We start from the raw sequence: 22,341 nt of genomic DNA, 5'->3' as shown, positions 1-22,341 counted from the left end.
ACACATGTCCGATAATGATCAGAATGACTGTACCTGGAATATGATCCTGTACCAGAGTATGTCCGGATTCAGTAATTAGATGATTTCCGAACCGAAACAGTATTGAAATATGATAAAACAAGGTTTTATTTATGTTTTCGCAAGAACTTCTTAAGAAATTTTCTTTTTCTTTTAGATAAAGAACATATTTCTGTCATATTTCATCTATATACTATAAGACAGATAGTTGAAAGACCAACAACTATCTCCCTCATAAAGTTAACACTGTAGACCGATTACAGTGCACACTTTACTCTCATTCCTTTTAGATAACTATAACGACAAGAAACCCCTTCACAGCCAGCCACTGTGAAGGGGTTTTACGTTATATAATTAGACTCGATACAAATTCTTATATCTTCTCTTATCCTTTACCGCCAGAATCCCTGTTAATCCCAGGAACAATGCGCCTGTCATAAGCACTATGATCCAGGTAAATGTCGGCGTAGAATTCTTATAGATCACTCCGATCAACATCTGATATCCACTCATTACACCAATCCTTGTCACTTCCATCAGACCATGCACACGCCCTCTGTGGCTGGCTGGCATACGTCTGGTCAGATACGGACTCTCTGCCAGCATATTAGATACCTCGCCCCATGTCATCACGATCATTGCCACATAATAAAACGATATATGACCGGCAAATACAAGAAAAATTCCATATCCAAACAGCATCATCAAATATCCATACATCGTCTTAACAGGCTCTGAAAATCTATGTAATAACTTGGTAAATATCGGTGTAAATATAACCACGATAATGCAGTTCACACTGGTAACTGTTCCATAGATCACTGCTCCGGTATCTCCATGCAGCCGCACCAGATCCATTGGCACCAGATAATTATACATCTGATACATTGCGCCGTAACCGCTGGCTGTCAGGATATACAACAGAATCAGCCTGTTTTCCCGCAGGATCGTCCACAGACTCTCTCCATGGCGATCTGCCTGATAGACCGCCTTCTGGCTAATGTCTTTTACTGGTGTAATATTCTGCACAAATAGAAAAATCAAAACTGATGAAATCCCAATGGATATTCCACTGAGTAGAAACGCCAGCCACAGATAATTACGGAACATAAATCCTGCAACTGCCGAAGCCATAACGCCTCCCAGGTTGCCCATCAAATACTGCAACGAATATCCTCTCTCTCGATCCTCCGTCAGCGTAATGTCTGCCGTCAGCGAATTATATGAAGGATTTTCCATATTCTGACAGGTAGATGCGATAAACATCAGCACAATGGATTTACCGCTAAGCGGTATCAAGCCGCAGATAATATAACAGACCACCGATACAATATCCAGATAGACGATATTCATTTTCTTACTGAAACGGTCTGCCATTTTACCTCCGATCAAATTCGCCGGAATCGATAAAATACCCATAAGCGCTGTTACCCATGCGACCTGCACCGCATTCATACCAAGCTTCTGACTCAGTATCATCGTCAGCATCGGCCGGACCATCGCGCCCATCGCCGTAACCAAACGGCCAAAACATAATATGTAATTCTCTCTTCTCAGACCTTTGTATTGTGATATGATATTGATATTCATGACATTTTCCTGATTAATTGAAATAAATCTTCTTCACTTCTGGCAATCGACGTGTGTTCTGGAATATCCTCTGGCACTTCACGTCCTCTCCGCTCTAACCAGATAGCATTCCAGCCTGCGCCGGTTGCTCCCAAAATATCCTTTTCATAAGAATCCCCTACATATACAATATCCTCCGGATTCTGCATCCTCATCTTTTTCATTGCATGTTCAAAGATTCCGCGTTCTGGTTTGTTGACGCCCACATCACCGGATACAAATATATACTCTGGATTCACCCATCGTTCCAGATTCAGCGTCTTTATCTTTCTCCACTGATGCGCCGACGGTCCATTGGTAATAATGCCAAGCTTCATCCGCTCACCACAGTATTCCAATATCTGCCGCATCTGATCCGATACCGTAATCTGGGTACCATAGTATACATAGCGTTCCTGATATCTTACCGCCTGCTCATCCGTAATCGGTAAATGAAACTCCTCCATGGCACGCTTAATGCGGTAAATGTACATTTCTTCTTTTGTCATTTCACCCCGCCCCATGGCGTCAAAACTCTCATCACTATAATAACGGTTCGCCTTAAATAAATCTACCAGCGACACACCTTTTAATTCTCCAAATACATCCCTGCAAGCCTGGTCAAATACCACCTGTTGGTCATATATTGTGTCATCCACATCAAATACTATTGCTTTCATTATCCTTTTCTCCTCTTACCAGCTGATACATCTGTAATGCTTTCCTGCATTTCTTATACTCCGGATAATACTTCTCCACCTCCTGCCAAAATACAGTCGAATGGTTCATATGTCTCTATAATCTGTCATCAAAATGTCTCTTCTATCTCAGCCATCCGCACGTGGAATCCATCTAGACACCAAGCCTCCACCTTCTTATCGTAACTATAATAGCCATTTTTCTCCGAGCAATCCCGAAGCCACATCAATACAGTGCGACGAAATGGATCTATGATCCAGCACTCTCTTACTCCTGCTTTCTGATACTGTTCAAGTTTCGTGTTATAATCATAACTTGAATTGCTCACAGATACAACCTCTATTACCCAATCCGGTGCGCCTTCACATCCTTTATCCGTCAAAATATCTTCTCTGCATATCATAGAAATATCTGGTTCCACAATTACAGAATCATCCTGAAATAACCGCACACCAAAAGGTGCACTATATACCTTACATTTTCCTTTATGCTTTCTGATATAATCTTTTATCAAATACATAAGTTCTGAAACAATCCACTGATGCATGCGACTAGGCTGTCCCATCATATATAATCTACCATGAATCAGTTCCGCTCTGGTATGCTCCGATATACGTTTCCAATCTTCCTCCGTATATTCTCTTGCATAATATCGATAAGGCTCCTCCCGGATCATCACAGGTCTGTGTTCAATTGCATTATAAGCAAACGGCATTCGATCTCCTGATAAAATAGCCTGTTCCATTGCCAGTAATCCCTCGTAGGAATACTCTTTCGTTTGTTCCAATAATATTGCCTTCACATCCTCTTGTTTTATACCGGTAAATTCTGCAATATCTTCATAAGACATCTTCTTTAATAATCTCTTTTCATTCAGTTCCTTAATATCCATACCGTTCCCTCCTTGTATCTATTTTATTTCTGTAAATTAATTATGTCAATAGTTATTGTTTATTATTTTATCTACGGTAGATATTTCGATATATCTATTAAATCACCTTTTTATTTTCGCAAGAACTTCTTAAGAAATTTTCCGATTCTTTTAGAGAAATAACATACTCCTGTCATATTTCTTCTCTATACTGTAAAACAGATAGTTAAAGAACAGTTAACTATCACCCTCATAGAAGTTGAACACTGTACCAGACCATACAGTGTTGCACTTTACTCTCATTCCTTTTAGATAACTATAGTAACCGAAAATCCCTCGCAGCCAGCCACTGCGAGGGATTTTTCATTTTCAAAATTTGAACTATTTGAATAGAAAGTTTCTATTTCTTTCACAAACTGAACACACTTCTGTCACATTTTCTCATTATACTTAATGTCAGATAGTTGAGGACAGACAACTATCTAACCTCACAAAGTAGTACACTGTAATCAGTATTTAACAGTGTTATGCTTTACTCTCATTCCTTTAGTAACTTTTTAAAAAACGAAACCCGTTAGCCCTATGGTTAGCGGGTTTTCGCTGTTTTAATGTATCCTAATTTTCTATAATCTCTTCCGCTCGTTTCAGTGCCGCCGATATATTCGGACAGAAATTCTCTTCACCCACGAGTTCTACAAAGCCTGTTTTCTGCATTACTTTCATTGGCTGCTCATTTACATGTGAGAACACCACTGTAATTCCCTTCGATTCACATACGCAGATCAGATCCTGCAACGCATTCATTGCCGTACTGTCAATTGCCGGAACACTTCTCATACGAAGTACCAAACAAGTAGTAAAATCTTTTACCACAATATGCTCAATTGCATCAGCCGCACCGAAGAATAATGGTCCCGTAATCTCATAAACACGGATCTGTAACGGAAGTTTTCGAAGCTGTTCATCCACATCCTGCGTGTCATCATCTACGTATGTCCAGCTTTCAGCATGCGTTTCCTCGCTCATCCGTTTGATAAACAGCAGACAGGCAAGCACCATACCAATCTCAATCGCAACTACCAGATCAAAAATCACAGTCAATACAAACGTACTGATCAATACGATAATATCACTCTTCGGAGCTGTCTTGATCAGATGGACAAATGTTCGCCACTGACACATATTATAGGCAACAATAAAAAGAATTGCTGCAATCGTCGGCATCGGAATCATTCCCGCAAATGGCATCAGCACCACCAGTACAATGACCAGTGTAATTGAATGTACCATTCCGGCAATCGGTGTTCGCCCACCGTTTTTGATATTCGCTGCTGTTCTTGCAATTGCTCCCGTAGCCGGAATTCCGCCAAATAATGCAGATGCGATATTACCGGCTCCCTGTGCCACAAGCTCCATATCAGAACGATGCTTTCCATTAATCATTCCATCCGCTACTACACAGGACAAAAGCGATTCAATCGCCGCAAGAACCGCTATCGTAAATGCATTTGGCAGCGCATTCTGTACAATCTGCAGGTTTACTGCCGGTAGATGGAATGATGGCAGTGCATTACTGATCGTATAAAGATTACCGATTGTCGCCACCTGAAGCGGCAGACATTTTACCATTAAGATTCCTGCAATAACCGCTAAAAGCGATCCCGGAATTTTCTGAAATATCATCGGTGAAATGATTAGAATGACCAGACTCACTACTCCTACAATTACCGCATCTGTATTAATTGTTGCGATATTTTCTACAAATGCTTTCAGCTTCTCGGTAGTCTCAATCGGCTTTACGCCATCCGGATAAACAACACCAAAGAAATCTTTCAGCTGACCAATAACAATCGTAACAGCAATTCCCGAAGTAAACCCTGTCGTGATTGTATATGGAATAAATTTAATCAAGCTTCCAAAATGACAGATTCCCATCAGAATCAGAAAGACACCTGCCAGAATGGTTGATATCACAAGTCCGTCTAATCCATCTTTCGCTACAATACCTGCAACAATCGTTGCGAATGCAGCCGTCGGTCCTGCAATCTGCACACTGCTTCCGCCAAGTACGGAAATAACAAATCCCGCTACGATAGCAGTGAAAATTCCGGCCTCCGGTCCTACTCCGGATGCAAGTGCCAACGCAATAGACAACGGAAGTGCAATGATTGCAACGATGATTCCCGCCGTCACATCTTTTACAAACTGACCCCGGTCATATGTTTTCAGCGAAGTCAGCAACATTGGTTTCAATGAATTCATTTGTAAGTGTTTCCTCTCTTTTTCTCATACTTTTAAAATACAACAACTTTCAAAGTATAACATAGGATGAAACTAAAATGAATCATGTTCTCCTTTATATACAATTTTTCTTATTTTTCTTTCTCCGATCCAACGTTTCTAACAAGCCACTGTACTTATCCGTCAGTACGATCATCCACCCTTCTCTTGTTCTTGGCACACTCCTGAGTGTCACCGGCCACATATGATTTCGGATCACATCTCGCTCCACACGGTTCAGACGGAATATCTTTCCTGCATTCTTATATGCCTTCTCAGCATGGGTAAATCCATGCAATCGCTCACCGGTCTCTCTGGCATGCGTATGCCAGTCATATAAGAACAGATCATGCAGCATCCCGGCTCTTGCCGCCGATTTTGCATCCAGATGCAATTTCTTGCAGATAATATAATTAAAATATGCTACCCGCATACAATGCTTATAGCAAGAGGTATCGCCATGATGCGGATACTTCTTCATCCGAAGTACAACCGGATGCTCTGCCACATCCTGGATTGTTCGATAGAACTCTCTAAACTCTTTTTGATCCATCTTTATCCACTCCCCCTGGATCATTTAATCAGTATTATCTCTAATACTTTTTCTAATATTTGATCTGAAATCCTTTTTCATCTTCCCGAATCGGTATCTCCTCACTGTCCATCCATTCGATCCGGATAAAATGATCAGTATTTAGCCTCACAAGCAGTTTGTTGATCATTCCCTCGCTTCCCTGCACTTCCATAGTAACTGTGCCATCATACTCATTCTTCGCCCATCCGGTAAGACCAAGAGATCCTGCTGCCAGCCTGGCCGTATAGCGGAACCCTACGCCCTGTACCCTTCCGTGAAATGTGATTCTTTTTCGTATTTCTCCCATCAGTACCCCTTTTCTTTTTTACTGTATACTTATCATCATTTGCAGTCGATTTAATAACGGTTATGCACATCTTCTGCAAAACACATCATGTCTTTGACTTCGATCACAGTACCATCATCCAACACTGCTTTACCATTCATGCGTCCAAATACCTGATGCTGATCCGATTCTATAATCAGTGCATTTGTCCTCGCCGCACGGTCAAGAACCGGTTCAAAATTCATCTCGAATCTACCATCACTCGATGTAAACTTCCACGGTTTCATATAATCTCCATCCGGAATATGGAATGTTACATCGTCCAGTTTGTGACATTTTCCATCATAAAAAAGCATATTTTCCGATGCTGCTGTAGTGTCTCCAAATCCATATCCTATATTAAAACCAAATGGCTTTCCATCTATCATCTGATTGCCGGAACCCCAGTACCAGCGATTATCATAAGTCCATACACCGCGTCCCCAATCCAAAGTTCCAAAATCAGTACTCGGATCAAATCGATATATTTTTCCATCATATTCCATCTTACCTTTTGCCGGCATACAATTGATCTTCTGATTATAATAAAATGCTGTTTTCTTTTCCTTCCATGGTGTCGCAATTACCATTGTATCCATCTTAGGCTGAACTAGCGTAATATCACAACGGAAGGTCTTACCCTGATAGAAATTATCGAATTTACATCGGATACGTCTCTGTCCTTCTTCCAGCGTATATTCCATATGCAAACGCTTATCCCGATAGACTATGTCGCCCTGCCTGGAATCCGAAGGCATCTGCATTTTCCCCATTGGAAATGCATTGAGAATCGTCTCTGTATGTTCCCATCCTTCTTTAAAATTCAGCAAAGACACGGACTGCAGACCAATATATCCGTCATCTGACAAGGTAAATGCACCCGCAAAGTCTTCATTTAGTACCAGATAATAATCCCATTCCTTGATCCTCATACGGGGAGCTTTGATCTGTTTACGGTCATATGTCTGCACCAGACTTTTTGACCAGCCAGGCTCTCTAAGCGATCCATCTTCCTTAAGTAACGGCTGCTTTGTAACCACTTCATGGTTTCTCATCTAACTCACCCTTTCCAATTTATATCATCATATTATTCATCAATAACATGTCCCAGCGCAATATGTTCTTCCACAATTTGCTTCATCCATTCCCAGACTTCTGGAGACGTCTCTTTAATTTTTTCGTTTCTTTTATAAATCTGAGATTTCTTTACATGATGCTCTGTCCAACTCTTCCCATTGCTCTCATGATTCAAAAGCAGAGGCTGGAAATTATCAAGCAAATGCGCAAACTTGGCATCATCACTTTCATATGCTTCAAACTCATCCCACAGTTCTCTGAAATAACCACCCTGATCTTCCGGAAGCATACCAAAGATCCGGTCCGCTGCTGCCACTTCTCTCGCACGTTTAGTCTTTGCGCCCTCTGCATCGTATGCATACGTATCACCCGCATCGATTTCTACCAGATCATGGATCAGTACCATGATCATAACTTTCATCACATCCACATCCTCTGCCACATATTCTTTCAGAAGAAATGCAGCAATTGCCAAATGCCAGGAATGCTCTGCATCATTCTCCTTTCTCTTTCCATCTGCAAGATATGTCTGTCGGAAGATATTTTTCACTTTATCAATCTCCATTAAAAAAGCAATCTGTTGTTTCATTCTGTCCATTTTGGACACCCTCTTTCTGCATTTTCCCGTATTTTATACAGGTTCTTATACTGCAGATTGTACCCTTTTCAGACGGTTGGTGCAACCCATTCTGCCGGATAAAATTACGATGCGATCTGCGAACTTTTCTTCTTCATTTCTCTTAAAACATCCCGGCAAGCACCACACTGGCTGCAATTCCGGCAAATGTAGCAATCAATGCTCCCGGTAGTGTATACCTGCTTTTTCTTACTTTTGCAGTCATAAAATACACGCTCATCGTATAAAATATTGTCTCCGTACACGCCATACTGATGGATGCAATAAGTCCAATTCTTGAATCTGTTCCATACTCTTTATACAAATCCAGTAACAGACCTGTTGCCGCTGATGATGAGAACATCTTCACCACCGTAAGCGGTACTAATTCCCCAGGAAATCCAATATGATCCGTCATACTTCCAATCCGCATACCTATCGCTTCCAGAAGTCCTGACGCCCTCAGAATGCCTACCGCTATCATCAGAGCCAGCATTGTCGGCATGATTTTTATTACGGTCTGAAATCCGCTGTTTGCACCCTTAATAAAGCTTTCATATACATCCACATGTTGGGTCACTCCATAGCACACAATTCCCAGAATAATAACCGGAATAATCATATCTGAACAAAATAAAAAAAGTCTCATATTACCGCTTCCTGTCCATAATTTTAAAATAAACAATCCCCGCCAAAGTACTGATACTGGTAGCAATAATCCCCGCCCCTACAATCGATGCCGGATTCACACTTCCATACTGGCTTCTATATGCAATTACATTTACCGGTATCAACTGAAGTGATGAAATATTTAAGATCAGGAAGTTACACATTTCATTACTTGCAATGCCTTTCAGGCTCCTTCTGCTCTCTTCGAGCTTCGCCAGTTCCTCCATTGCCTGAAGTCCCGCCGGTGTAGCTGCCCATCCAAGTCCCAGTATATTGGCAATAATATTAGTCGTAATATGTTTATTGGCCGGATGATTTTTCGGTAACTGCGGAAACAGAAAATGTATCACCGGTTGCATTTTCCCGGACATTTTTTCTACCAGTCCGGCGTCTTCTGCAATCTGCATCAGTCCACACCAAAAGGCCATTACTCCAAGCATCGTAATGCATAGAGTAACAGCCTCCTTTGATGAATCAAGTGCAGCATTGGAAATATCAGATACATTTCCGGTAACCACACTGTACAATATTCCGGCTATAATCATGCTCGACCATAATATATTCAGCATCTCATCACCAGTTTTGTTCATTGCTTCATATATATGTCCGTCAAAGCAGATTATAACTATTCTCTTCAACTTTATTCAAAATAGTCATAAATTCATCACCGGTTATGGTCTCTTTTTCATACAGAAACTGTGCAAGTTCATCCAGTTTTTTCCGATTCTCTGTTAGAATATCCTTTGCCTTTTCATGCTCTTTTTTAACCAATTCTACAACCATCCGGTCAATCTCTTTCTGGGTATCGGCAGAACATGCAAGAGACGCATCTCCGCCCAGATATTGGTTGTTAACAGTCTCCATAGCAACCATATCAAAGTCTTCACTCATTCCGTATCTCGTAATCATCGCCCTGGCAAGTTTGGTTGCCTGCTCTATATCATTGGATGCTCCTGTGGTAATCTGTCCGAAAATAATTTCTTCAGCTGCACGTCCTCCGGTAAATGTAGCAATCTTATTCTCAATCTCTTCTTTTGTCATCAGATATTTATCGCCCTGTTCCACCTGCATCGTATATCCAAGTGCACCGGATGTCCTTGGAATAATTGTAATCTTCTGCACCGGAGCAGAATTTGTCTGCTTTGCTGCTACCAATGCATGACCAATTTCATGATAAGCAACTACCAGCTTTTCTTTGGTAGAAAGTACCGCATTCTTTTTCTGATATCCGGCAATAACTACTTCTATACTTTCTTCCAGATCTGCTTCTGTTACAAATTTTCGATTATTTCTTACTGCACGCAGAGCAGCCTCATTTACAATATTTGCAAGCTCTGCGCCGGAAGCTCCAGCTGCCATTCTGGCAATTGTATGAAAATCCACATCCTCCGCAATCTTAATTTTCTTGGCATGTACTTTAAGAATTTCTTCTCTTCCCTTCAGATCCGGCAGTTCTACCGGCACTCTCCGGTCAAATCTTCCTGGCCTTGTAAGTGCCGGGTCAAGAGATTCCGGACGGTTCGTTGCTGCGAGGATAATGACTCCGTTATTTCCTTCAAAGCCATCCATCTCTGTAAGAAGCTGATTCAATGTCTGCTCCCTCTCATCATTGCCGCCAATCTGTCCATCTCTCTTTTTACCAATCGCATCAATCTCATCGATAAATACGATACAAGGAGCCTTTTCTTTTGCCTGGCTGAACAAGTCTCTCACTTTAGATGCACCCATTCCGACAAACATCTCTACAAATTCGGATCCTGACATAGAAAAAAATGGTACATTCGCTTCACCGGCAACAGCTTTTGCTAACATTGTTTTACCGGTTCCCGGAGGACCTACAAGGAGAACTCCTTTTGGCATAGATGCTCCAACTTCTGAATATTTCTTCGGATCATGCAGATAATCGACGATCTCAGCCAGACTTTCCTTCGCCTCATCTTCACCTGCTACATCACTGAAATGAATGCCTTCCGTAGACGGTACATAAATCTTTGCATTACTTTTACCCATACCAAATGCCATAGCATTTTTACCGCCCATCTGTTTTTGAATCTTTCTGCTAAAATACTGTCCCAATGCGATAAATATTACTAACGGTAATAATCCTGTTACCAGAAAATTAGTCATTGGTGACATTGTCTGCTCAATATTCTTCTCAAATTTTGCTCCTGATTTGTATAACCTTTCGGTAAGTCCCGGATCGTTCATCGTACCCGTCTTATATATTTTTTTCGTATCCTTGTCCGTAAATATAATCTGGGAATCTTCTACCTCTACCGCTTCGATACTCTTATCCTCGATCATAGCCATGAATTTGCCATAATCGACTTCTGTCACCTGATGTTTCTGTATGATTGGTGTCACAAACAGATTAAACAACACTATGACTATTAATACAATTCCATAATAATATATCAACGGCTTCTTTGGTGATTTTACTTCTTTCATATTATTCTATGCCTCCTTTTCTTCCAAACGCAACTGCGCATCATTTGCTTTCATCACGGAAAGTAACGCATAATCTGACGTCTGCATTGCAAAATCCATCATATATTCTGCCAGAAGTGCTGCTTTCTCAGCATCAAATTCATCCAATGAGCTGGCTTCTGACATTCTCTTCAAGTCCTTCTTAAGATCTCTGATAATGTTCTCTACTTCCTCATATGCCATTCCTATACGAAATGCTACTTCTGATTTACTGTAATGAAGTTTCTGCTTTAACTGTTGATCTTCTTCTAATATAACTTTATTCAGAGAATCTAACTGCTCCTTCAACTCGTTCTGATCAGCATTTTTATAGCAAACCATATAATGATGAAATTGATCTACTTTATCTTCTAATTCTTTTAGCTTTACCGGATTGATAACATCATTCATACATTTCTCCCCTTCTTTCTATTACACATCTTAATAATTTCTCTTTTCCATTTCAATTACCACTATTTTTCCCTTGTATAGACAAAACCGCCAAAGTGTAAAACACTCTGGCGGTCTCTGATAAATATCAATTCATTATTTTATATTAAATATACGATTATGGAATAATTTTACCTCCCATAAGCAGATTAATTTCATGTACAATATGATCAAGATTCTCTGAATCCTCGTCTGTCCAGTTTCTCAATATTCCGGTTATAGCTTCACAGTGATATCTTACTACAAGCTTCAGATCCCGATAAGAACAGTCTTGATACAGGTTCTTTTTTTCCACAATTCTCATAGACAGATGATAAATATGATCCCGGAGCATTTTTTCTAATTCCTGTCCATAATTCGTTTGCATAGTCTTATCCATATACGGCTTGCTTTCGAGAGCTATAAGGAAACACCTCTTTAATACTTTTTCTTCATCCTCCTGTTCAAATATCTCCTTTTCTAACTGAGAGGATGCCTGATCCAGTATCCATTTAAGTAAATCCGGGATATCCTCAAAATGGTAATAAAATGCCTGTCTGGTAATCTTACATTTATCCACAATTGCTTTAACCGTCAGTTTCTTTACTTGATCTTCAAATAACAGTTCTCTAGACGCTTCCGCAATCTGCTTCTTCATATCCTTTTCCATGGCATCCTCTGTCCTTTCTTTTCCGTCAATTATTATATTAGGATAGCATATAGGATACCGTTTTCGCAACTTTAACACTTTTATATTTTTTCTACATCTACATCTCTCTTTTTAAGTAATAAATATATCACCTCCCGAAAAAGTGCATAACTCACAGAAGCAATCGGAATAAATATTAACATTCCAATTATACCCATTAATCGTCCTCCAGTCGTTACAGCAACCAGTACCCATATAGAAGGTAATCCGACCGAATTACCTACTACCTTCGGATAAATCAAGTTTCCTTCAATCTGCTGTAAAACCAGAAAAATGATTAAAAACAAAAGCACTTTTGACGGACTCTCAATAAATATCAATATCATCCCTATTGCACATCCTGCAAATGCACCAAATACCGGAACTAATGCTGTGACTGCTATTACTGCACTGATCAATAACGCATACGGCATTTGAAATACTAACAGTGCGACTCCAAACATGCAGCCAAGTATCAATGCCTCCATACATTGTCCGGTAAGGAATCCTGCAAATGTATGCCCACTCAGCTCCAGAACTTCAATCACAGCATCTGCTTTTCCTTCTGGAATCAATGCATACAGTACCTTTTTTCCTTGTATAGACAGTCTTTCTCTCTGCCATAAGATATAACATCCGAACACAAATGCAATAAAAAATGTTGTAATGCCTTGAGCAATTCTATGAATCACCTCTGCCGCTGATCCAATTATCTGACCTGTTCTATCGCCAAGCATCTCGATTCCAATCTTAGTCAGTCTATTCCAATCAAATTCCATTTTGTCAATATAACGTAATATTTCCTCATTTCCATCAAAAAAAGCTTTGCTCTTCTTCTCCACTCCACTCAAGAAAAACCGCATACTATCTTCCAAATGCAATATTGCACTTCCCAGTTCCGGTAACAGAAAAAGTAAAAATATATTAATAGCAACCAACACACATGTAATCACAATCACTATACTAATGAATCTTGCAGATTTTTCTATCCATTTTCTTTTCTTCTTTAATAATTTTTTCTCTATGTAACTTACAGGAATGCCTATTATAAATGCAATCGCTCCCCCTATAAGAAATGGCGTGATCACATCAAGTATCCAATGAATACTCTGAAATACAACTTCATATTTCCATATACATAAGAATATTATCGCTGTAAATACAATTAACTTTTTAATTTCCCGGACAATATCCTTTTCCAAATTCATAAAATCCTCCAAAAAATATCGGCAAGAGTAACTATTACATAACAGTTATATTCTTGCCGATATCATTCTTAATTATTCTTCATTATCTTCAGATTTCATAGATTTTTTGCTGGAGCTGGATTTTTCATCTGTTGAGTTGTCGTCAGATTTCTTTTTATTTGAACTTTCTTCTCTTTCTCTAAATACACTCAGTACCGATTCTTTAATACAGTTAGCATATGCTTCTGCTCCTGTCGGAACTAAATGCATATCATCTAAATCAAAATATTCAGGATGATCAAGACTTGCTGTATACCAGTCTATCAAATATGTATTATCATTATTTTCTACAAAATCTCTTATTTCTTGATTGTTTTCACTCTCGTAATCTTCAGTAGGGGCATGAATCGTAATCAGAAAAAGTGGTTTATCGCCTGCTTTTTCTCTCATTGTCGCGAGCGTATCATACATTGGTCCATTTGTACCTAATGCAAAGATTACTCCATCTCCATCCCATCTATTACTATCAATATAATTCTGATATATATCACAGCCTGTTAACGTAGATCGTCCGATTTCAGTATCACTGATACTATTAGGAAGTACTTTGTAGAAGTAGTCCGTAACATCTAAAGTAATAGAATCGCCAATTAACAGAATATTCAAACTATCCAATAATTCTTCATCTGTCATTTCGCTCTTCGAATCTTCTCTATTTTTATCCTTCGATGCTTTCTTTTGTTCTTCAAGCTTTTTCTGCGTTAACTCACTCGTTTCATTTGCCTTTTTCTCTCTTTTAGCTACCGCGTCTAGAGTCGACTTCTTTGGTACAAATATCATACACAAAATTAAAGTCGCTCCAACTATTATTGCAAATGACATTACTTTCATACTTCTTCTTGCGACCTGGATCTGTCTTTTGCGTTCTCTTTTATTAGTCGGCTCACTATTGATAATATCAATATATTCACCGATAATTCCATGACGAATAGGTGTCTCAATAAATCGATAAGATAATTCTGCCAAAACAACACTCAGCACAATCTCAATCAGCATAATCCACCAGGCAGACTTCTTACCGCCGCTGATCAAAATAATAATTGGATAATGCCACAAGTATATACTATAAGAACGATCTCCTATCCATTTCAATGCATTATGACCAAGAATCTTGTTTAGCATACTTTTGCTCACAGTTACTGCATACACAACAAATGCTACAAGTAAAGATACAATTGCCTGACCTCCATAATATAAGAAGCTGCTGTAGGAACTAATAAATATCATCATACATGTAAGAATAACCAATGATATGCTTCCTATTAATGCCCATATCTTTCTTGGTAATCTTACTTTAATAATACGATATTCCAGCTGAATAGCAGCTAATGCTCCAATCAGAAGTGCAAATGCCCTTGTATCTGTTCCATAGTAGACTCGGCTAGGATCTCCATTCGGATTATACAATACAGCCATCAAAATCATTGACACAACCGCTAATAGCGCTGATAAACTAGCAAATACTTTACCTCTTTTTTTTCTTTTTCTAAACACTCTGGAGAGTAGCAAAAGTAATATAGGATAAATCAAATAAAACTGTGTCTCTATTGCGAGTGACCAACAATGCGTAAATGGAGACGGTGCTCCTGCTGCTTCAAAATAAGATACCTTATTAAATATCTGCCACCAGTTATTGAATCCTAGAACAGAAGCAACAAAATCTTTACATCCTTTTGTAAAAACGACTCTGTTAACTACTGCACTTACGAATATAATTACTACTGCCATTGACAAGACTGCCGGAATTAATCTACGGATTCTTCTAACCCAGAAATTCTTCAGATCAATTGTATGTGTTTCCTCAATCTCTGTAATTAATATTCTTGTTATTAAAAAACCTGACAGTACAAAAAAAACAGTCACTCCTAATAAACCGCTCTTGGCAATTGGAAGTTTTAAATGATATGCCAACACCATAACTACAGCTAATGCACGTAATCCATCTAACCCTTTGATATATTTAGTTTTATTTCCCATTCCTTGTTCCTCTTTAGTATTTTATAATGCTTTTAACTCTCATTTTTTATTATAACACACTTCATATCCTGTAACATATAGAAAAGGCGTAAACCCTATCGAATATAGCAGTCTACGCCTCTCTCATCCCTCATGAGCGTGCGGGGATTCGAACCCCGGACAACTTGATTAAAAGTCAAATTATCCAAACGCCCTCTATTTATTGAATTCGCACCGTTTCTAAGGTCCCATCTGAGACACAAATGAGACATGTTGAATCTTACCATATTTCTGGTGTCGTTGTCAACTGCTGCCATTTCTTCTTTTTTTGCAGTCTATGCTTTCTTTTTAATAAGCACAGCCCCATCCAGAATCTCCAACGTGACAGTTCTGTCTTCCGGTGTTACTCCTAATGTTTTAATAGCGTCTGCTGGAAGGGATATCCGGCAAGTATATGCGTTCTTGCTTGCGTTTCCACCAGCTTTCCCAAACATGATATTCCTTTCAATCTCTCTCATTGGCTTTCCTCTTTTCCAGGTGTTTATTTCTTCCGATTTCGTAATATAATATCATGCTCTGTTGGATCGGTTTTTCCATCAGATCTTTAATGTCGTCTGGAGATATAAGATTCATCAGCTCTCCCATTTTTTCATCCAGTGTTTTAGTTGCTCCGATTTTTATAGCTCTTGGATAGAGCAACATCAAGCACCGGAACGGAAATCTGTAAGACGCATCTGAATAAACATCTCCCTTAGCTCCGTTAAGGATTTTAAGTACTTCGTAGTAAGCCTCTCCGCATAATTGTGCTATTTCTTTTGTGTACATTTCTTTTCCTCCTCTTCACATGGTAGACACTTCCATCCTTTGTACGTTGTACTTCCGTAAGTTCCGCCCTTCATCGCTCTCTTGGCTCCAGATAATCCAGATCTAACATTGTTAAATTCCCGGCTGTCTGGTTCGCATCCAAACAAATCACGGCAATTTTCTCTGAGCCAAAAATTCAGCGAATGGAATTTATATTCTGCTCCTTCTGGAGAAATCAAATGCCAATCTATTGCATTGACATTCGTTTCAAACCTTCCACTTTTTAGGCTTTTCTTTGCAGCCTTCGTTCCAAGCTTAAGGTTTTCTGTTTTTCCTCGTTCCGCAATCCTTCTTTTGCTCTCTTCGCTCCATAAATTCTTCTTCCCTTCGTGAGTTTCTTTCTTTCGGATTCTGCTACATTCTTTTGAGCATGTCACTTTTTTGGCACTTGGAGGACATTTAAATTCCGTTCCGCACACCACGCATTTTTTTATCATATTAATAACATGGGGACTTCTTTGTAAGTTCCCATTCCTCCCCGAATCTTTTTTTGTGTTCTTCCGCGTAAACATCAAAGAACTCTTGATCTGACGACAAACTAAGCTGATAAGCCACATACTCTCTCAATTCATCATCCATCAGCGACATTGCTATGTCCATATCAATTTTAACTCCATGGCTATTTTCTACATAATATTTCTTGTCTTCCATCGCGCCCTCCTTATGACCAGTGCTCTTTTCTTTCAATAATATCGTTCCTTATATTATCTGGCATATCTTTCAATCTCCGGATATCATACCCTTTTTCTACAAGCTCATCGTAAACGTCTGCAGGTGTTACTTCTTCAGCTGTTTTATTTTTGCTTTTTACAATTGCTTCTAACGCTTTCTGGCAAATCTCTTTTGCGTCTTCTTCTTTTTCTTCTTTTTTTGGCACGTATACAACGATCGTTTTCTCTGTCTTGTCGTAGCTTCCTGCCTTTGTTTTGCAGCCTGCGTAATTCTCTTTATACTCTCTGTAACTCATTACGACTTCTTCGCAGTTCTCTGCGTTTTCTTCATTCATTTTCTTTTTATAGCATTCATGGCAAAGCCCACTTTTTCCAAAGTATCTAATCTTTCTTTCTCGCTCCTCTGCTTTTCCGTAAATCTGTACTTCTTCTGTATGTCCACAGCTAAACTCTACACTATATTTCATTGCTTTGTCCTCCTGCTTTCCTTTGATGATTTTATTATATGCTATTGGTGTCCAATAGTCAACAGTTTTTTAGTTTTTTGCAATAAAAAAGGGGCGATTTCTCGCCCCTTGCAAAATTATATATATTCCATTCGCTCTCAATGGTTTTTAGAATGTTTTCTTCGCTGTGAGAATTTCCAGTCCAGCTTTCCACGCTGCCGGTCCTACTTGATTCGGATCTTTCGTGATTCCTTTTGCTTTTTCTAATTTTTCTGTCTTTTCTTCTGTATCATCTCCAAATGAACTATCTACTGCGGTGTTATATCCGGCGGCGCACAGGATCTGCTGCCATACTCGCACTGCTGATCCAGTCATTCCTTTCTTTAATATAGGCATACTTGCATTCACGGTTATTTTCCCTCCTGTTCCGCTTGATGTGCCAGTTAATTCTCCTGCGTACTTTCCATCTTCTACGTTAGTTGCTGTGTGCTTCGCATCATTCAGCAGAATGTCACCACGTTTCAGATAGTCTGGGCTCTTTAGATACTTTGATGCTGTTAGAATTTCAAATCCAGCATTCTTCAGAGTATCTCTCATGTACCAGGTGCTTGTGATTGGTACATTCTTCAGCGCTTCAATACCTAAGAGATATCCTACTGCCTTGACATTCGCCATCACTCCAGCTGAGCAGTCTTCCTCACATGGTACGGTTATCTTAGATGGATCATATCCGACCTTCTGGAGCTGCGACCAGTATGTAACTCTTTCATCTTGGTCATACCCGATTTTGTCATTCTTCGCCGCTTTCACGGCAAGCTCTGCAATCAGTTCTCTGACCTTCGAATTCGGATGTCTGATCACGCAATTCCACGGTCTGTCATACCAGGATCTCAGATACCATTCTGTGCCGATCTGATCCCCAGCTTTTCCCCCGCGATAACCGCCATTCTCATCATGACCACTATTTGATATTAGACTCATATTTTCTCCTTTCCATACAAAAAGAGCCCGGATCTCTCCAGGCTCAATCATTTTCATTATAAGCAAGCGATTACTCGCCCTCACTACACTCCGGCAATCCAGTAGCTACACTGGTCAGCAGTGACAGGATTCCTGCCAGCACTGACGCTGATACCACAAGCTTCGCATCCACCTGGTTAAGCACTGTCGCTGTGCCAATCGTTGCAACTGCTGTCTGCGCTACTGTCTTCACGGCTCTGATACCGGCGCATTTTGCCCATTTCTTCCAATCTTTCATTAATGTCCCTCTCTTTCTTCAAACAATTCGTCCAGCCTATGATGCGCTGATTTCGTAGACTGTTCTACTACTACCATACGTTCCACAAGGTTGTTATGTTTCTTTACTTTTTCCTCTAACTGCTCAATCCGGTATGTGGTCAGTTTGTTGGCCGTCATGATTCCGGCCAGGCTGCCGACCAATGTTCCGATGAGTGAGCAGATAGCAACTGCTACTTCTGGTGCCATATATTTGTTCCTTTCCTAATTTTCTGTATAAAAATAAGACCCGAAGGTCTTGCTCGTATCTCCATGTATTCACCTCTGCTAGTTCACTAAAGCCCCGTTTAGCGAATTTCTTTATTGCCAATATCCATCAACTCATTGTACTGCTCCTCAGTAATCCTGCCCGTGGCGAAGAAAATGTCAATCTTATTCTTCAGATCTTCTGTCAGACCGTTTCTTTCCTTTAATTTTTTCAGTGTCTTGTATAACATAATCATACCTCCAATTCTGTAAGTGCTACTGCGTACTCACTGTTCACATAGGCTTCTGCTGATTGTATATCCATGTCGTAGATGTAGTCTCTAGTGTCTCCTAACTGCTGTTTTACATAATTCCATCCATTAGCCATGCTAATCGGGTAGTTAAATACTGTATATCCGTCTAACTGGTCGGATGTGACGGAGATGTTGGTTACTGGGTAGTTGGTGACAAGGGTTCGCAATTTAGCTTGTATATCCCCCGGAAGAGGCTCAAATATAGCATCTTGCAATCTGATATACATATCTACATCTATGGCTTTAGCAATTAATTCAGATTGTGAATAACCAATAATATGCTTTATATAGTACAAGATATTATTTGTTCCTTTATTATTTTGCAAAAAAGTAGCCCGTGTAAAATTAGATATCAAAGTAAGTTTTCTGGAGTCTCCTACGGGATCCACATTGTAATATGTAACATCAGATATGCCTTCTACATTTTTCCATCCAGGATACTCCTCGCTGTTATTCATAGTTTTTGTATTCGTATGGATTTCTCGAATATTTCTTTCGATGCCAAATACACCGTCTTTTTCCACAACTCTATCCGCAATATACTGCTGACCGTTAATCGTTACATTGCCGCCAGATGCTACTGGGATGGCGTTGAGAGTGTAGGGGAGCTGGACGGATTGCTCGGTGTATGGTTCATAATATGTAGCTTCTGAACCCATTTCCAACTGGACATCATATACTTTATCTCCTGCAACGCTTTCATATAAAATAAAGCCTACCTTTTCTACATCTCTTTTGGGAACAAAATTAACAAAATTCTTGTTTGTAAAAATAATGTTATTGCTTTCACCATTCGTGTATCTTAAGCATACAAATTTAGGACTTGAAATACTAACTGTGGTTTTTAATGAAAATGTATAAGCATTATTCGCTTTTAAAAGCAACGGTCTAGCGCCAACAGATTTCATTGTTATGTCTACTTGCATATTATCTGCTGTTGCTATATATGTTCCATTTTTTTGTTCGACGTTTCCTAATGATAATGTTTTAAAATTATCCCATAAATTTTTTCCACACACCTTCATAGTCGGATTCACCACTCTTTTTATTTCCTGCGGATAATCTGGGTTCGGGGATGGCTTTCCACCAGTATAAGGCTCGTAAGATTCATCTATACTAGATGCTAATTGAATCATAGGATAGATTGTTTCATCTACTGTTAAACCTTCCTGTATTGCAATATAACAATAGATTTCATTGTGCCCTTCTGTGATCGTGAATGTTCCTTCGTTTTTTGCAGAAGTTACACCATTGTTCACAACTACATCACACCCTCTTCTCCCTTTTGTAACTAGCTTATACGTTCCACTTGCAAGTGTTAAACGTTTGCCGTCACGATTCGAATATAAATTGTAATAAGCCATCCCTGTGGCAGATCCACTAACATTAATGCTTCCATCCTTATTATCCGTGAACATTATGCCTTGAGACGTTTTAGTTGTTTCTATATACGGATATTTCAATAAATTCTTACCAGTAGTTGTAAATTGGCTTGACCTCCCATATATTATCATATCTTGAATCTTGCCATTGTCAGAATCGGCAAGATGAGTTTCGCCCTGATTCGATGCGTAAAATTTGGTGATTTTCTTGTCCTTGACTTCCTCTAAATCTTCATTTAGCAAACTAATGTCATCTTTATTCTTTCTAATCTGCTCAATATTTTCTTGTATCTGCTCAGCACTACCTATCTGATCTTTCAACGATGCATCTATGGTGTTCGCCTGTTCTATTGTAGTGTCTAGTGTTGACTTCTGTTCTCCGTCCGAACTGATAGAATTGTCTAACTGTGTCTTTGCTTCTCCGGCTTTTCCAATTGATGATTCCAGCTCTTTCTTCTCGATCCCTGCACTGTTGATCATATCAGAGAGCTCAGACTTCATTGTGTTGGCATTCTCGATATTTTCCGAAATACCATCTGTCACACGCTTGATCTCTATAAGCGTCTCTTCTGCCGATGCTGCGCTTTCCGTCGCAGAGCTTGCAGCATTCTCAGCTCGTTCGGCCGATGCATTGACCGCTACGACTGTCTCCCGGAAAAGGTCTGGATCCGTCTCTGGATCTTCCGCTGGAGAGGTTGGTTTACTTCGCACTCTAACCGGGATTGTGATCTCATACTTTGTATTTCCAGAAGTCTCATCTGTCAGATAGATATAAGCATAGATCCGGTAATTACTTGTCGCACTGTGTGTCAGTAATTCGTCCGGGATCTTTGCCTCTGTAACTCCATCCACCGTCGTGCCGACTCTGGATAATGTCTCTCCTGATTTCTCATCCAGCGAAAACTGCACTTCCACTGCCGGTGGAAGCTCCGGACCTGTGATCCGGAGCACCTGACCGTAATCATACTGCCATACCCCCAGCGTGGATGCGTATCTGGAATCTAATTTTACAGATACGATATTGTCCATACTACTGCTCCTCTGTTACAAGTTCTTCCATTCCCGAATCAATCAGAACCTCTTTTACCTTATCCTTTAAGAGTCTCGGTACCTGTGCGTAGGTCTTCTTTTCTAATATAATCTGCTGTGCCCATAACATTGCAATCATTTCTTTACCTCCTGAATTTTGTAATAATATGAATAAATTTGTTAATAAAGTTACCATTACTGATATACCAGCTCGGACATTTCAAGAATGCATCCCTGAAGCATGTCAACAGTCTTTTTCAGCTCAGCATTCTCTGCCGTAAGGGCTTCTATCTTTTCTGCCGGTGTCTCACCAACCTTATAAAGAATCACGCCAGTAATGCCGGCTGTGTACTTCACAATGGCATCCATGTTGGTGTAATTCTCATACTCTCCCAGTGTGGACTCACGCTCTTTCACAACCATCTTTTTTGTCTTGGTCTGATCAGAAAACATGGTTTTCAAATTTTCCTCTGATGCTGAGATAGTCTTGATCAGAAGCCCTCCATCTGACTGAATGTCCGCAGACTGGATAACCAGTTCTGTGGCATCATTAAATACGAGTTTCATATCACTCCTTTCCGGAGTGGTTCTTAATTAAATGGCAAGATTGCAGATAAAATGTACCGCGCA

Annotated in this window: 28 protein-coding genes and 1 tRNA gene; all 29 read right to left on the bottom strand. The window is 39.8% G+C overall.

Features of this window, described 5'->3' with window-relative positions; all coding sequences use genetic code 11:
• Positions 1–372 precede the first annotated feature (372 nt).
• Positions 373–1,608, bottom strand: a complete 1,236-nt coding sequence (locus DWZ93_RS06000) for an MFS transporter (RefSeq protein ID WP_118384266.1) — start codon at positions 1,606–1,608, stop codon at positions 373–375.
• Positions 1,605–2,306 carry an HAD family hydrolase gene (locus DWZ93_RS05995; RefSeq protein WP_118452277.1) on the bottom strand — a complete coding sequence of 234 codons (702 nt, stop codon included), beginning with the start codon at positions 2,304–2,306 and terminating at the stop codon, positions 1,605–1,607. The genes DWZ93_RS06000 and DWZ93_RS05995 overlap by 4 nt, the downstream gene beginning before the upstream one ends.
• The gene (locus DWZ93_RS15225; protein WP_118384268.1) at positions 2,287–2,415 is read right to left on the bottom strand and encodes a YgjP-like metallopeptidase domain-containing protein; all 129 of its coding nucleotides are present in this window, start codon (positions 2,413–2,415) and stop codon (positions 2,287–2,289) included. Before DWZ93_RS15225 ends, DWZ93_RS05995 begins: the two co-directional genes overlap by 20 nt.
• 19 nt (positions 2,416–2,434) lie before the next feature.
• Positions 2,435–3,217, bottom strand: coding sequence for a Uma2 family endonuclease (locus DWZ93_RS05985; RefSeq protein WP_118384269.1), 783 nt, complete (start codon positions 3,215–3,217; stop codon positions 2,435–2,437).
• A gap of 594 nt (positions 3,218–3,811) precedes the next feature.
• The gene (locus tag DWZ93_RS05980) at positions 3,812–5,458 is read right to left on the bottom strand and encodes a SulP family inorganic anion transporter (protein WP_118452276.1); all 1,647 of its coding nucleotides are present in this window, start codon (positions 5,456–5,458) and stop codon (positions 3,812–3,814) included.
• A 94-nt stretch (positions 5,459–5,552) separates the two neighbouring features.
• A complete protein-coding gene (locus tag DWZ93_RS05975) occupies positions 5,553–6,029 on the bottom strand; it encodes an HD domain-containing protein (protein ID WP_118452275.1) in 477 nt (158 codons plus the stop codon).
• Between the two features lie 52 nt (positions 6,030–6,081).
• On the bottom strand, positions 6,082–6,357 hold the full coding sequence (locus DWZ93_RS05970) for an acylphosphatase (RefSeq protein WP_118384271.1): 276 nt from the start codon (positions 6,355–6,357) through the stop codon (positions 6,082–6,084).
• Positions 6,358–6,407: 50 nt separating this feature from the next.
• Complete coding sequence (locus DWZ93_RS05965) at positions 6,408–7,430, bottom strand: DUF2804 domain-containing protein (protein ID WP_118452274.1); 1,023 nt, start codon at positions 7,428–7,430, stop codon at positions 6,408–6,410.
• 32 nt (positions 7,431–7,462) lie between these two features.
• Complete coding sequence (locus DWZ93_RS05960; RefSeq protein ID WP_118384274.1) at positions 7,463–8,050, bottom strand: HD domain-containing protein; 588 nt, start codon at positions 8,048–8,050, stop codon at positions 7,463–7,465.
• 142 nt (positions 8,051–8,192) lie between these two features.
• A complete protein-coding gene (locus DWZ93_RS05955) occupies positions 8,193–8,717 on the bottom strand; it encodes a spore maturation protein (protein ID WP_118452273.1) in 525 nt (174 codons plus the stop codon).
• 1 nt (position 8,718) lies between these two features.
• On the bottom strand, positions 8,719–9,306 hold the full coding sequence (locus DWZ93_RS05950) for a nucleoside recognition domain-containing protein (RefSeq protein ID WP_118384281.1): 588 nt from the start codon (positions 9,304–9,306) through the stop codon (positions 8,719–8,721).
• Between the two features lie 40 nt (positions 9,307–9,346).
• On the bottom strand, positions 9,347–11,185 hold the full coding sequence (ftsH, locus tag DWZ93_RS05945) for an ATP-dependent zinc metalloprotease FtsH (RefSeq protein WP_118452272.1): 1,839 nt from the start codon (positions 11,183–11,185) through the stop codon (positions 9,347–9,349).
• 6 nt (positions 11,186–11,191) lie between these two features.
• Positions 11,192–11,614 (bottom strand): hypothetical protein, encoded by a 423-nt coding sequence (locus DWZ93_RS05940; RefSeq protein WP_118384276.1) that lies wholly within the window; start codon positions 11,612–11,614, stop codon positions 11,192–11,194.
• A gap of 157 nt (positions 11,615–11,771) precedes the next feature.
• Complete coding sequence (locus DWZ93_RS05935; RefSeq protein ID WP_118384277.1) at positions 11,772–12,302, bottom strand: TetR/AcrR family transcriptional regulator; 531 nt, start codon at positions 12,300–12,302, stop codon at positions 11,772–11,774.
• A gap of 80 nt (positions 12,303–12,382) precedes the next feature.
• On the bottom strand, positions 12,383–13,528 hold the full coding sequence (locus DWZ93_RS05930; RefSeq protein WP_118452271.1) for an AI-2E family transporter: 1,146 nt from the start codon (positions 13,526–13,528) through the stop codon (positions 12,383–12,385).
• Between the two features lie 72 nt (positions 13,529–13,600).
• Positions 13,601–15,544, bottom strand: coding sequence for an acyltransferase family protein (locus tag DWZ93_RS05925; protein ID WP_118452270.1), 1,944 nt, complete (start codon positions 15,542–15,544; stop codon positions 13,601–13,603).
• Positions 15,545–15,677: 133 nt separating this feature from the next.
• Positions 15,678–15,738, bottom strand: a tRNA-Ser gene (locus DWZ93_RS05920).
• Positions 15,739–15,858: 120 nt separating this feature from the next.
• Positions 15,859–16,041, bottom strand: coding sequence for an AbrB/MazE/SpoVT family DNA-binding domain-containing protein (locus DWZ93_RS05915; protein WP_118452269.1), 183 nt, complete (start codon positions 16,039–16,041; stop codon positions 15,859–15,861).
• On the bottom strand, positions 16,028–16,348 hold the full coding sequence (locus DWZ93_RS05910) for a hypothetical protein (protein WP_118452268.1): 321 nt from the start codon (positions 16,346–16,348) through the stop codon (positions 16,028–16,030). The genes DWZ93_RS05915 and DWZ93_RS05910 overlap by 14 nt, the downstream gene beginning before the upstream one ends.
• Positions 16,330–16,824 carry a hypothetical protein gene (locus DWZ93_RS05905; protein WP_118452267.1) on the bottom strand — a complete coding sequence of 165 codons (495 nt, stop codon included), beginning with the start codon at positions 16,822–16,824 and terminating at the stop codon, positions 16,330–16,332. The genes DWZ93_RS05910 and DWZ93_RS05905 overlap by 19 nt, the downstream gene beginning before the upstream one ends.
• Position 16,825: 1 nt before the next feature.
• Positions 16,826–17,038: a hypothetical protein gene (locus DWZ93_RS05900; protein ID WP_118452266.1), complete on the bottom strand. Its 213-nt coding sequence runs from the start codon at positions 17,036–17,038 to the stop codon at positions 16,826–16,828.
• A gap of 10 nt (positions 17,039–17,048) precedes the next feature.
• Entirely contained in the window at positions 17,049–17,525 is a 477-nt protein-coding gene (locus DWZ93_RS05895; protein WP_118452265.1) for a hypothetical protein, read from the bottom strand.
• A gap of 147 nt (positions 17,526–17,672) precedes the next feature.
• Complete coding sequence (locus tag DWZ93_RS05890) at positions 17,673–18,485, bottom strand: peptidoglycan-binding domain-containing protein (RefSeq protein WP_147364657.1); 813 nt, start codon at positions 18,483–18,485, stop codon at positions 17,673–17,675.
• 70 nt (positions 18,486–18,555) lie between these two features.
• Positions 18,556–18,762, bottom strand: coding sequence for a holin (locus DWZ93_RS05885; protein ID WP_118452263.1), 207 nt, complete (start codon positions 18,760–18,762; stop codon positions 18,556–18,558).
• Positions 18,762–18,989 carry a hypothetical protein gene (locus DWZ93_RS05880; protein ID WP_118452262.1) on the bottom strand — a complete coding sequence of 76 codons (228 nt, stop codon included), beginning with the start codon at positions 18,987–18,989 and terminating at the stop codon, positions 18,762–18,764. Before DWZ93_RS05880 ends, DWZ93_RS05885 begins: the two co-directional genes overlap by 1 nt.
• A 98-nt stretch (positions 18,990–19,087) precedes the next feature.
• Positions 19,088–19,237 carry a hypothetical protein gene (locus tag DWZ93_RS14840; protein ID WP_199665902.1) on the bottom strand — a complete coding sequence of 50 codons (150 nt, stop codon included), beginning with the start codon at positions 19,235–19,237 and terminating at the stop codon, positions 19,088–19,090.
• 2 nt (positions 19,238–19,239) lie between these two features.
• Positions 19,240–21,597, bottom strand: a complete 2,358-nt coding sequence (locus DWZ93_RS05875) for a hypothetical protein (protein WP_158574285.1) — start codon at positions 21,595–21,597, stop codon at positions 19,240–19,242.
• Positions 21,598–21,712: 115 nt separating this feature from the next.
• Entirely contained in the window at positions 21,713–21,850 is a 138-nt protein-coding gene (locus DWZ93_RS05870; RefSeq protein WP_243061149.1) for a CD1375 family protein, read from the bottom strand.
• A 56-nt stretch (positions 21,851–21,906) separates the two neighbouring features.
• Complete coding sequence (locus DWZ93_RS05865; RefSeq protein ID WP_118452259.1) at positions 21,907–22,278, bottom strand: hypothetical protein; 372 nt, start codon at positions 22,276–22,278, stop codon at positions 21,907–21,909.
• Between the last annotated feature and the right edge of the window lie 63 nt (positions 22,279–22,341).

Source organism: Dorea sp. AF36-15AT (assembly GCF_003477705.1).
Lineage (GTDB): Bacteria > Bacillota > Clostridia > Lachnospirales > Lachnospiraceae > Claveliimonas > Claveliimonas ammoniilytica.
This window is presented reverse-complemented; position numbering and strand designations above follow the sequence as displayed.